This window comes from Micromonospora sp. LOL_015, from assembly GCF_048060275.1.
Taxonomy (GTDB): Bacteria; Actinomycetota; Actinomycetes; order Mycobacteriales; family Micromonosporaceae; genus Micromonospora_E.
Genome location: NZ_JBHMIO010000005.1, coordinates 26574 through 39271, shown reverse-complemented (window position 1 = coordinate 39271; position 12698 = coordinate 26574). Strand labels below are relative to the sequence as shown.

At 73.4% G+C, this 12698-nt stretch carries 7 protein-coding genes; 6 read left to right on the top strand and 1 reads right to left on the bottom strand.

Annotation, left to right across the window (positions count from 1 at the left end; all coding sequences use genetic code 11):
* Positions 1 to 191 precede the first annotated feature (191 nt).
* The 5 genes from ACFHWU_RS06945 to ACFHWU_RS06925 all read left to right on the top strand — a co-directional run bounded on the left by ACFHWU_RS06945 (position 192) and on the right by ACFHWU_RS06925 (position 11067).
* Positions 192 to 1802 (top strand): TIGR02677 family protein, encoded by a 1611-nt coding sequence (locus tag ACFHWU_RS06945; protein WP_416590117.1) that lies wholly within the window; start codon positions 192 to 194, stop codon positions 1800 to 1802.
* Complete coding sequence (locus tag ACFHWU_RS06940) at positions 1799 to 3070, top strand: TIGR02678 family protein (protein WP_416590116.1); 1272 nt, start codon at positions 1799 to 1801, stop codon at positions 3068 to 3070. Before ACFHWU_RS06945 ends, ACFHWU_RS06940 begins: the two co-directional genes overlap by 4 nt.
* A gap of 38 nt (positions 3071 to 3108) precedes the next feature.
* A complete protein-coding gene (locus ACFHWU_RS06935) occupies positions 3109 to 7317 on the top strand; it encodes a TIGR02680 family protein (protein WP_416590115.1) in 4209 nt (1402 codons plus the stop codon).
* Entirely contained in the window at positions 7314 to 8624 is a 1311-nt protein-coding gene (locus tag ACFHWU_RS06930; protein WP_416590114.1) for a TIGR02679 family protein, read from the top strand. Before ACFHWU_RS06935 ends, ACFHWU_RS06930 begins: the two co-directional genes overlap by 4 nt.
* A 97-nt stretch (positions 8625 to 8721) precedes the next feature.
* Positions 8722 to 11067, top strand: coding sequence for a 2OG-Fe(II) oxygenase (locus ACFHWU_RS06925; protein ID WP_416590113.1), 2346 nt, complete (start codon positions 8722 to 8724; stop codon positions 11065 to 11067).
* Between the two features lie 21 nt (positions 11068 to 11088).
* Here ACFHWU_RS06925 and ACFHWU_RS06920 read toward each other — a convergent pair whose 3' ends face one another.
* Positions 11089 to 11997, bottom strand: a complete 909-nt coding sequence (locus ACFHWU_RS06920) for an SDR family oxidoreductase (protein WP_416590112.1) — start codon at positions 11995 to 11997, stop codon at positions 11089 to 11091.
* 121 nt (positions 11998 to 12118) lie between these two features.
* On the opposite strand from ACFHWU_RS06920, the gene ACFHWU_RS06915 reads away from it, so the two are divergent.
* A complete protein-coding gene (locus ACFHWU_RS06915) occupies positions 12119 to 12688 on the top strand; it encodes a TetR family transcriptional regulator (protein ID WP_281552872.1) in 570 nt (189 codons plus the stop codon).
* Positions 12689 to 12698 lie beyond the last annotated feature (10 nt).

Here is a 12698-nt window from a genome sequence, read left to right as displayed (position 1 = left end):
GGCGCCGCAGGTGTCTCGGTAGCCGAAGGCCGCGATCGGGCAGCGGCCAGGATGCTCCGGCAGCCCTCGTCGAGGGCTGGTCACCTCCACCACCGGGCCGGCGAGCGCGTTCCGCGCTGCAGCATCCGGCGCGGCAACCACGAGCCCGCTGTGTGCGTCGTGGTCCGATCCGGGTCTGCGATGATGGCGGGATGTCCACCGGTACCTCACCGGCCGTCCAGCCGTTCGCGCACCTGCAGGCGCAGAACGTCACCCTGTACCGGGACGTGCTGGACGCCTTCGTCCGGGCGAAACGTCGGTTCACCGTGCATCTGCGGCCGGAGGACGTCTTGGCGGAGATCGGCCCCGGGGCGTCGCTGGAGGCCGTCGCGGCGGCGCTGGCCCAGCTCGCCGAGTGGGGCAACCTGCGGGCCGACCCGGACACCGGGCGGGTCACCACCGTAGAAGACTTTCACCGCGCTCGCTACCTCTACCAGTTGAGCGCGCACGGCCACGCCGCCGAGCAGGCCATCGCCACGTACGAGGAGGCGATCGGCCGACGCGGCGCCCTGCAGTCGGTGGCGCTGTCCGACATCGCCGACCAGCTGCGCGCCCTGCTGGGCATCGCCGCCGAGGCCGCCGCTGGGTCCGCTCCCGACCCGGCGAAGACCCACCTGCTGATGCTGAGCCTGGTCGACCGGTTCACCGGGCTGGCCGACAACGCGCAGGCGTTCATGGCGTCGCTGCGGCGGGCCGTCGACTTCGCCGACGCGGATGTGGCGGCCTTCCTCGCGTACAAGGAACAGCTGATCGCGTACCTCGAACGGTTCATCGCCGATCTCGCCAACCGGGGCGCGGAGATCGCCAACCTGGCCCACCGGATCGAGGCGACCGGGGTACGCCCGCTGCTGGAGATCGTGGCCCGCCGGGAGGCCGTCGACGCCGCACCCGGCGAGGACGCCGACGACCGGGCACTGCATCAGGCGCGGGTGGTCTGGCAGCAACGCTGGGACGGGCTGCGGGACTGGTTCGTCAGCGGCGACGCCAGCCGGCAGTCCCAGGCACGGCTGCTGCGTACCGCCGCCATCGGCGCGATCCGGCAGCTGCTCGGCGCGGTGGCGTCGATCAACGAACGCCGGGCCGGCCGGTCGGACCGGTCGGCCGACTTCCGGTCGCTGGCGCTGTGGTTCGCGCAGGCCCCCGACGACGAGGCCGCGCACCGGCTGTGGCACACCGCGTTCGGCCTGTCGCCGGTGCGGCACCTGACCGTCACCGGGGAGACCCTGGCTGCGGCCGAGCAGCGACCGGTGCCGGCGTCGACGTCGTGGGCCCAGGCACCCCGGCTGGAGATCAGCCCTCGACTGCGCAAGACCGGATCGTACGAGCGGCGCGGCTCGCCGAGCCGGGTGCTGGACCGATCCGCGCAGCGGCGGCAGTTGGCCGAACGTGCCGAGCGGGAGACGGCCCAGACGGCCCGCGCCCGAGCGGCGTTGGCCACCGATGGGCCCGTCCCACTGTCGCGCCTCGGTGAACTGGACACCGCCGAGTTCCGGCTCTTTCTCCATCTGCTGGGCGACGCGCTGGCGGCCCGGCGGCCGGACGCCACGGAGGTGACCACCACCACTTCCGACGGCACGCTACGGGTACGCCTGGTCCGCGTCGACGGGGCGCCGCCGGTGCGGATCGTCACCGCCGACGGGGTGCTCACCGGGCCGGAACATCTGGTCGACATCACCGACCTGGCTCCGACCGGAGCCGACCTGGTCTCGGCCGGTCTGGTCTCTGCCGGAGCCGATCTCGCGGCGGTCGGGGTGGCCGGGTGAGGGCGCGCGGCCCTGCCGAGGGCGACTCCTCGGGCCGCCTGCAGCGGGCCGCCCGGCTGCTGCTCGCCCGCCCGCTGCTGGTCGCCGGGCTGACCCCGGACGGCGAGTTCCGGCTGGTCCGCACGTACGCCGCAGAGCTGCGCGAGTGGTTCGACCGGGAGACCGGGTGGCGGCTGGTCGCCGACGCCCAGACGATCCGGCTGATGAAGCTGACCGCCGACCCACAGGACCAGACCCACCCGGCTCGGGACCCGAAGGCCAGGACCCCGTTCTCCCGGCAACGGTACGTGTTGACCTGCCTCGCCCTGGCCGCGCTGGAACGCGCCGACGGGCAGATCACCCTGGGCCGGCTGGCCGAGGACGTGGTGCTGGCCGCCGCCGATCCGGCGCTGGCCGCCACCGGGTTCACGTTCGCCCTGGACCGGCGGGAACGGCGGGCCGACATGGTGGCGGTGGTCCGGCTGCTGCTGCACTGGGGGGTGCTGCGTCGGGTGGCCGGCCACGAGGACGCGTACCTCGGCACCAGCGGTGACGTGCTCTACGACGTGGACCGGCGGGTGATCGCCGGCCTGCTGGCCAGCAGCCGCGGCCCGTCGATGATCGGTGACGTGGCACCGGACGGCCGGCTGGCGGCGCTGACCGTCGAGGTGGTGCCCGATGTCGAGGATGCCCGCAACCGGGCGCTGCGGCACCGGCTCACCCGGCTGCTGCTCGAACAGCCGGTCGTCTACTACGACGAGCTGACCGAGGCCGAGCTGGCCTATCTGACCAGCCAGCGATACGCCATCCTGAACCGGATCACCCAACTGACCGGGCTGGTCGGCGAGGTACGGGCCGAAGGGGTCGCGATGGTGGACCCGGCCGACGAGCTGACCGACGTCCGGATGCCGGCCGAGGGGATGCAGAGCCACCTGACGCTGCTGTTGGCGGAGCGGATCGCGGCGGCCGGCACGGCAGGTGCGGCGAGCGCGGGCGGCCTGCGGGTCAGCGAGCTGCACCGGCACACCCGCGAGCTGGCCCGGGCGCACCGGTCGTACTGGCGTAAACACGCCACCGATCCGGGCGCCGAGGTCGAGTTGGTCGCCACCGCGTTGGACGCGCTGCGTGCCCTGAAGCTGATCACTGTCGAGCCGGCCGAGGATCCGCTGGTCGTAGCCCGCCCGGCGATCGCGCGTTACTCCCTGGCAGAGCCGACGATCCGGGAGACCCGGACCGTCGCCCAGGGGACCCGGACCGTCGCCCAGGGGACCCGGACCGCCGCCCGTTGACACGCCCGTTACGCCGACGAGAGGAAGTACCCGTCACCGTGACCGCCGCCGCGATCGAATCCGCACCGACGTCGACACCGGACCGGGAGCTGCCGGTGCCGGACCGGGAACGGTGGCAGCCGCTGCGGGCCGGGCTGGTGGACATCTTCTACTACGACCAGGAGGAGTTCCACTTCCACGGCGGGAGTCTGCTGCTGCGGGGCAACAACGGCACCGGCAAGTCGAAGGTCCTCGCGTTGACCGTACCGTTCCTGTTGGACGGTGAGTTGGCACCATACCGAGTGGAGCCCGACGGGGATCCGCACAAGCGGATGGAGTGGAACCTGCTGCTCGGCGGCCGGCACCCGCACCCGGAGCGGACCGGCTACACCTGGCTGGAGTTCGGCCGCCGCGACGCCGACGGCACCGCCCGCTACCTGACCATCGGCTGCGGACTGAAGGCGGTGGCCGGGCGCGGCATCGCCCGGCACTGGTACTTCGTCACCAGCCAACGGGTCGGCGCCGATCTGCAGCTGCTCACCCCCACCGGTACGGCGGCGACCCGGGACCGGCTGCGGGACGCGATCGGCCCGGCGGGGATGCTCTACGACCGGGCCGTCGACTACCGGCGGGCGGTCGACGAGGCACTGTTCGGCCTGGGGGACCGGTACGACGCGCTGGTGTCCCTGCTGATCAAACTGCGGCAGCCGCAGCTGTCCAAGCGCCCGGACGAGAAGACCCTGTCCCGGGCGCTCGGCGACGCGCTGCCGCCGCTGGACGAGAACCTGATCGCCCAGGTCGCCGAGGCGTTCCGGGGTCTCGACGACGAACGGGAGACGCTGACCGAGCTGCGCGAGACGAAGAAGGCCGCCGACGACTTCCTCACCCGCTACCGGCAGTACGCGCGGATCGCGACGAAACGCAAGGCCGCGGTGCTGCGGCAGCAGCACAGCCGGTACGAGCAACTGGGCCGCGAGCTGGGCGACGCGCAGCGCGCGCACGAGCAGGCCGACCAGGCGGTACGCCAGGCCGAGGTCAAACTGGCCGAGCTGGACGCGCGCGCCACCGAGCTGCAGGCGCGCCGACGGGCGCTGGCGGAAAGCCCCGAGGCGCGTACCGCCGAGCATCTGCGTCGGCTGCGGGAGGCGGCCGATCAGCGGGCGACGTTCGCCGACCAGCAGGCCAAACGCCTGCGTGACGTCGAGGCGGAGGCGGCCCGGACCCGGCGTACCGCCGAGCAGACGGCGCAGGAGCTGCAGGCGGCGCAGGAGGACGAGGCGGCGGCCCGTACCCGGGTGGCCGGCGGTGCGGTGGCGGCGCGGGTCGCCGACCGGCACCGTGACCGGGTCCTCGCCGCCCTGCCGGACGACTCCGCCCATGGGCTCGACGAGGCGCGCCGCGCCGCCGGCCAGCTGGTCCAGGATCGGCGGGCCGCGCTGCGTACCCTCGATCGGCTCCGCGCGGCCGCCGAGTCGGCCCGGACCCTCGCAGACCGCGCTCGGGAGGAGGTCGACCGGCTGGACGCCGAGGTCGCGGCGGCCGACGAAGCGGTCACCGACGCCGAGACCGCCGCCGCCGAACAGGGCGAGACCCTGGTACGGCGCACCGGGGAGTACCTGACCGGCCTGGTCGAGCTGTCAATCGCCGACCCGGAGGCGGTGCTCGGCCGGCTCGACTCCTGGGTGAGCACCCTGGACGGGGACAACCCGGCCGCCCGGGAGGTGACCGCCGCCAGCCGGGCGGCCGCCGAGGCGATCGCCCGAGCCGACGCGGCGGTGGAGACCGAGCAACGGCGGGTCGCCGATCGGGTCGGGGAGATCGACGCCGAGCTGCGTCGGCTGACCGACGGGGCGCACCAGCCGCCGCCGGCACCGCACACCCGGTCCCCGCAGCTGCGCCTCGACCGGCCCGGCGCACCACTGTGGCGGGTCGTCGACTTCGTTGAAGACGTGCCGTCGCAGGTGCGTGCCGGCATCGAGGCGGCGCTGGAAGCCGCCGGGGTGCTCGACGCGTGGATCGACCCGGACGGCACGGTCCGCCACCCGGACAGCGGCGACGCGCTGCTGCGGCCCACCGACGAGGTGGCGACGAACCTCGGGACGCTGCTGCGTCCGGTGATCGACGACGCCGACCCGCACGCCACCGCGCTGACCGGGCCGACCGTCGCCGCCGTCCTCGCCGCGATCGGCCTCGGCGCGGACTCCGGTGCGGCGACCTGGGTCGACACCGACGGCGGCTTCGGCATCGGCGTCGTCACCGGGCGGTGGACCAAACCGGACGCGGAGCACATCGGCGACGGCGCCCGGGAAGCGGCCCGGCGGGCCCGGATCGCCGCGCTGCGGGCCGAGGCCGACGAACTCGCCGCCGTGTCGGCCGACCTCGCCGAGCAACGCACCACACTGGACGAACGTCGGCGGGCGGTCGGCCAGGAAATTGAGAACCTCCCCTCCGACCAGCCACTGCGCGAGGCGCACACCCTGGTCCGTGGCGCCCACCAGCTGCGCCGGGACACCGCCGGCCGGCGTGACGAGGCGGCGGCGAGGCACCGTACGGCGGTCTCGGCGGCGCAGACGGCGCTGGCCGAGGCGACCGACTTCGCCGACGACGTGGGTCTGCCCCACGACGCCGACGGGCTGGCGGAGGTTCGCGACGGGCTGCAGGACTACCAGGTGACGTTGGCCGCCTGGTGGCCCACCCTGACCGGGGTACGCGACGCGACGCGACGCCGCGCCGAGGCGTCCCGCACCTACGAGGAGAAGCAGGGGCAACTCGAACCGGCCGCGATCGAGGCGGCCGAGGCCGCCGAGACGGCCCGGCTGGCCCGGGTGGAGTTCGAGACGTTGGACGCGACCGCCGGCGCGACCGTCGCCGACCTGGAACGCCAGCTCCGCGAGGTGGCCGACGCCGAGCAGGAGTGCCAGCGGGAAAGCCGGGAGACCCGGCAGCGCGAACGCGACGCCTGGGGTGCCCGGGGCGACGCCGACGGGCGACGTGACCGGCTGACCGGGGACCTTGCGGAGGCCACCGCCACCCGGGACGCCGCCGTCGAAGTGCTGCGGGCCTTCGCCGACACCGGCCTGATCGCCCTGGCCTGCCCCGAGCAGGAACTACCGGACACCCGACAGCCGTGGGCGACGACCCCGGCGGTGGCCGTGGCGCGCGGCGTCGACCGGCTGCTCGCCGACGTCGACGACGGTGACCGCCCCTGGGAACGGATCCAGCACCAGGTCAGCCTGGACATGAAGGTGCTCACCGACAGCCTGTCCCGGCACGGACACCAGGTGCTGCCCGCCGTCCGCGAGGACACCATGATCGTGGAGGTGGTGTTCCAGGGGCACAGCCGCTCCGTCGCGGACCTGTCCGCCGCCCTGGTCACTGAGATCGACGAACGGCAGCGGGTGCTCTCCGCCCACGAGCGGGAGGTGCTGGAGACCCACCTGGTCAACGAGGTCGCCGGAGCGTTGCAGGAGCTGGTCGCCGGCGCCGAGCAGCAGGTTGCGACGATGAACGGCGAGCTGGAGGAGCGGCCCACCTCCACCGGCATGCGGCTGCGGCTGCTGTGGCGGCCCACCCGCGACGCCCCGCCCGGCCTGGCCGAGCTGCGCGCCCGGCAGCTGCGGCAGAGCACCGACGTCTGGAACGACGCCGACCGTCGAGCGATCGGCGCGTTCCTGCAGGAGCAGATCAGCCGGGAACGGCTGCGCGACGAGGCGGCGACCTGGCACGAGCAGCTCACCCGGGCGTTGGACTACCGGGCCTGGCACGAGTTCGCGATCCAGCGCCACCAGGACGGGCAGTGGCGGCCGGCCACCGGCCCGGCCTCCGGTGGTGAACGGGTGCTGGCCGCCAGCATCCCGCTGTTCGCCGCCGCGTCCTCGTACTACGGGTCGGCGGGCAATGCGCACGCGCCGCGGCTGATCGCCCTCGACGAGGCGTTCGCCGGGGTCGACGACGACTCCCGGGCCAAGTGCCTCGGGCTGCTCGCCACCTTCGACCTGGACGTGGTGATGACCAGCGAACGGGAGTGGGGCTGCTATCCGCAGGTGCCCGGACTGGGCATCGCGCAGCTGGCCCGGCACGACGGCATCGACGCCGTCCTGGTCACCCCGTGGCGGTGGGACGGGCGGGAACGGCACCGGATGCCTCGGGTCGAGCTGGCGGTACCGCAGCAGCGACCGACCCGCCCGGCCGGCGAACCCGACCCGACCCGACCGGACCCAACCGGACCTGACGGCTCGGAGCAGCCCGCTCTGTGGTCCGCCGAGTGACCGGACCGGACGGCGCGGTGGTCGGGCCGGATCTCGATGTGGTCGGGCCGGATCTTGATCGGCTGCGCCGGCAGCTCGGCGGGGCCGACACCGAACGGGTCGTGCAGCGGGTCCGCCAGCGGATGGCCCACGGCCGGCCGCTGACCGGCACGATCTCGCTGAGCCAGCCGACACCGGCCGAGCGGCTGGCGGTGCAACGGCTGCTTGGGCGGCCACCCGGCCGGGGCACCTCGCTGACGGTCAACCTCGACGACCTCGACCAGGTGGTCCGCCGCAGCGGCCTGCACCCGGACGGGCTGGCCGCCGCCGTCGAGACCCTCCTCGGGCCGGTGCCGGTGACCGCCGAGGTCCGCGCCGCCGCCGACGCCGCCTGGCGTACCGTGCTGGCGCCGTTGGACCGGCTCGGCCGCCGCGCGCCGCACCTGGCCGACTGGTGCGGCGATCGCGGTACGGTGGCGCTGGCCCGCCGACTGTCCGGTACGCCGGACGCGGCGGCCCGGCTCGTCGAACACCTGGTCGCGGTGCTGGCGGCGTTGCCTGCCGACGGTGCTCCGTTGGCCCGGCTCGCCGCGCACACCACCGGCGACGCGCACGCCCTCGACGCCGACCGTCCACTGGCCACCCTCGTACTGTCGGCGGTGCGGGCCGTCTGGTGGCCCGGGGACGACGAACCGACGTCCCCGGCGCAGCGGCGGCGGGCGCTGTGGGACAGCGCCGGTGTCCTTGTCGACGAACTGTCGTCGACCGTACTGACGCTCAACGTCGTGGCGAGTCCGGGCAGCCGGCTGTCCGCCCTGACGGCGCCCGCCGCGACGGCCGGTGAGCCGCTCGTGCTGACCCTGCGCCAACTCGGCCGGGAGCGGTCGACTTTCCCGGCCGGCACCGTCCACGTCTGCGAGAACCCGACGGTGCTGGCCGCGGCGGCCGACCTGCTCGGTCCGGAGTGTCCGCCGCTGGTCTGCGTCAACGGCCAGCCGAGCACGGCGGCGCTGCGGCTGCTGACCGGCCTGACGGCCGGCGGCGCGCGGTTGCGCTACCACGGCGACTTCGACTGGGGCGGGGTACGGATCGCCAACCTGTTGCGCTCCCGGGTGCCGTGGCAGCCGTGGCGCTACGACGCCACCGCGTACCGGGCGGCGGTGGCGGGCGCGGCCGTGGTGGGCGCCGTGTCGGGGACGCTGACCGGCCGGCCGGTCGACGCCGGCTGGGACGCGGAGCTGACCGCTGCGATGAGCCGGTACGGTACGCGGGTCGAGGAGGAGCTGGTCCTCGACACCCTCCTCGCCGACCTGTCCGGTGCCCAGTAGCGCGTGATCATCCTGCCCATAGTCGACTGTCGCACCGGTTGTCCGCTGAACGGACGTGCGAGTGGCCCTACCGGATTGGCTGGCCTAGAGTCTGCGCGTGCCAGCATCCCCCGTTACCCCGCCTGACCGACTGGCCGCGCTACTGGGCACCGTTGGCCCGGCTGGCGCGTTCAGCGCACGTCGTACCGCGTCACCCCATGGTCTGAGGCTCGCGGTGCGCGGTGTCGGGCCGATCGCCTTGCCGCCGGCCGCCGAGCAGGCGAAGCAGCTGTGCTCAGTTGGCCGGCCGGCCAGGTTCGGCAAGGGTGAGCAGACGCTGACGGACGCCGGGGTCCGCGACACGTGGGAAGTCCCGACGAGCCTCGTCGACATCGACGAACAGCGGTGGCACGAGACGCTCCACCCGATGCTGGACCAGCTCCGGGCCGACCTCGGCCTGCCGCAGGGGTGCGAGCTGGTCGCCGAGCTGCACTCGATGCTGGTGTACGCGCCCGGCCAGTTCTTCGCGCCACATCAGGATTCGGAGAAGGCCGATGCCATGATCGGCACCCTGGTGGTGACGTTGCCGTCGGAGTCGGCCGGCGGCGTGCTGTCGATTGAGCACGCCGGCCGGACCGGGAGCTACGAATCGTCACCGGACGAGCTGACCTTCGTCGCGTTCTACGCCGACTGTCGGCATCAGGTGTCGCCGGTGACGGCGGGCCACCGGATCGTGTTGACCTACAACCTGTTGCTCGCCGGTGACCCGGTCACCCTGGCCGCCGGCTCGCTGGGCCAGGACCTGGTCACCGGACTGGCCGGCTGCCTGGACGATCACTTCGCGGAACCGACCGACGGGCCCGCCCGGCTGGTCTACCTGCTGGATCACGAGTACACCCAGCGGGCGTTGGGCTGGGACCGGCTCAAGGGCGACGACGTCGGCCGTGCCGCAGCGGTGCGGGCGGCCGCGCAGGCAGCCGGTTGTGAGGTCACTCTGGCGTTGGCGGAGCTGCAGGAGACCTGGAGCGCCCTCGACCCCGAGGAATCATGGGGCCGCTGGGGTCGGGGCCGGAGTCGGTACGGCCGGTATCGAAACGACGAGGAACCCAGCGGCGGGAGCGGGTCGGGCGAGTACGAGCTCGAAGAGCTCATCGACTCGTCGATGACCCTCGACTGCTGGCTGGACGAGTCCGGCGAGGTGGTGCCGACGTCGCTGCGGATCTCCGACGACGAGGTGTGTGCCACGACGCCCACCGCGAACCTGTCGCCCCAATCGTCGGAGTACGAGGGGTACATGGGCAACTACGGCAACACGTTGGACCGGTGGTACCGCCGGGCGGCGATCGTCGTGTGGCCACGTCGGTGGACCTTCGCGATCCGTGCGCAGGCGTCGCCAGGCTGGGCCCTCGACCGGCTCGCCGATCTGCTGCGCGCCGGGGACGTCGCCGGTGCCCGGCGCAGCGCCGCCACGCTCGCCTCGTTCTGGCGGGTCGCCCCGGCGGCCGGTGAACTTGTCGTCGGGCGGGCGTTGGCGGTCGCCTGGGAGCTCGACGAGCCGGACCTGGCCGCCATGCTGCTCGCGCCGCTGCGGGTGGAGACGCTGGCGCCGGCCGACGCCCCGGTGCTCGCCCGCCTCGCCACCTGCTACGGCGAGTCCTGGACCCGGGATCGGGTCAACGGCTGGTTCGGCCGGAACTGGCTGTCCCGTTCGTCGCTGTTCGACAAGCAGACCCCGGACTGGCTGGCATCGCTGCCCGCGATGTGCGCGGCGCTGCGTGCCACCTCCGACACCGGGGGTGTGCTGGTCGGCCGGCTGCTGGTGGCCGGCGTCTGGTCCGAACTGCACGGCCGGGCCCGAGGAATGCTCGCCTACCCGGCGGCCCGCGACCGGCGCAGGTACCTCGCGGACCTGGGGCCGCAGATCGCCGTCGTCCTGGCCGGTGCCGCCAGCCTCGGTACGGCGGACCTGGCTGACCCGGCGGTCGAGTTCCTCTGCCAGGACGAGGACGACGTGCTTGCCTGCGCGATGTCGACGCTGCGGGCCGCCCGCGCGACCGCACCGGACCAGGCGGGGCAGCAGGTGGCCGGCATCGACACCCTCGCCGCGCACGTCGCCCGGCGGCTTGAGCGGCAGCTCGCCCGGCCGGCTCGGGCCGCCGACGACTGGTCGGTGGAACTGCCCAAGGGATGCGACTGTGAGCTGTGCGCCACCCTGGTGGCGTTCCTCGGCGATCCGGCGCGCCGCACCTTCGAGTGGCCGCTGGCCGAGCAGCGCCGCCGCCATGTCCACTCCCGCGTCGACCAGGCTGACCTGCCCGTCGACCATCAGACCCGGCGCAGCGGGCGACCGTACACTCTGGTCCTGCGCAAGACCGACGCGCTCTTCGACCGCGAACGCGAGTCCCGCCGCCGCGCCCAGGAAGACCTGGCCTGGCTCTCCCTGGGCCCGGAGGACCTCGGCTGAGCGTTGGTCGCGTCGGGGACGTCACGCCTGGAAGTAGTGCCCGTCGTGCAGGTCGGCGATCAGGCCGGGGCGGCTGGGGGACCAGCCCAGGAGTTCCCGGGTGATCGCGGCCGACGTCGGATTGTCCAGTTGGGCGAACGGCCCGAGGAAGCCGAAGTAGTCGTCGGCTTCCTCGGGGCTGATGCTGCGGACCGGCACGTCGAGGTTGCGGGCGATGGCGGCGGCGATCTCTCGGAAGGGGACTCCTTCGTCGGCGGCGGCGTGCAGGCGGGAGCCGGCCGGGGCCTTTTCGAGGGCGAGCCGGTAGAGGTCGGCCGCGTCGAGCGTGTGCACGGCCGGCCACCGGTTTGTGCCTTCGCCGACGTACGCCGCGTACCCGTGCTGCCGGGCGGCGGCGACGAGGACGGTGACGAAACCGTTGCGGTCGAGCGGGCTGTGCACCGTCGGAGCGAGCCGGACGACGCAGGAGCGCACGTCGTGGGAGGCGAGGCCGATCACGAAGTTCTCCGCGTCGACCCGGTAGCCGCTCGGGAGAGCGTCGTGTTCAGTGCCGGGGCGGTCGACGATTCCGCCCATCGCGAGCATGGCTGTGCCGCCCGTGCCGACCAGCGGCTTGCCGGAGCCGCTCAGACCGTCGGCGAGGGCGTGGAGGGCGGCCAGGTCGGCACCGGCGGCGCCGGTCAGGTCGCCGGTGAGCAGGAGGTCGTGACGGAACGCCAGGTGGATGACGCCGTCGGCGGCGTTCGCTTCGGTGCGCAGAACGTCGAGGTCGGACAGGTCGGCGCGACGCGTCCCGGCGCCCAGTTTCTCGATCGCGGCAGCGGATGCTTCGGAGCGGGCCAGGCCGACGACGTCGTGGCCGGCGGAGATCAGGGCCGGCACGACCGCCGAGCCGACGTGGCCGGAGGCGCCTGTGACGAATACGCGCATGTTGGTGTTCCTTCGTGAGTACCGATGTCGCCTTGTGACATCACCCTACCTTGTGATGTCACCATGCGACATGGCTTGGATCAAGAAGATGTCGTAGTGTGACATCGGATACCATCGCGGCATGGCCCGCTGGCAACCGGACGCACGCGGCCGCCTGGAGGCGGCCGCCTTCGAGCTGTTCCGTGAACGCGGCTTCGAACAGACCACGGTCACCGACATCGCCACCCGCGCCGGCCTCGACAAACGCACCTTCTACCGGCTCTTCGGCGACAAACGCGAGGCGCTGTTCGGCGGCAGCGAGCAACTGGAGGACCTGCTCGTCAAGGCGGTGACCGAGACGGACGCCGCCCCCTTCGAAGCGGTCGTCGCCGCGTTCCGTCAAGTGGCGGAGGAGATCTTCGCCGACCGTCTCGAGCTGGTCCGGGTGCGCCAGACCATCATCGAGAGCAGTCCCGAGCTGCAGGAACGTGAGCTGCGTAAGATGGGCTCGCTGGCGGCCGCGGTCGTTGCCGCGCTGTGCGCCAAGGGCCTTGACCAGACCGCGGCGACCCTGGCCACCGAGTCAGGTGTCACCGTGTTCCGGGTCGCGTACACCCGCTGGGTCGAGCCCGGCAACCGCGACTCGCTCACCGACCTGATCGCCGAGGTCGCCAGCGAACTACAGGCGATCACCTCGCCTGTTCGACGGTAGTTGCCGCGCG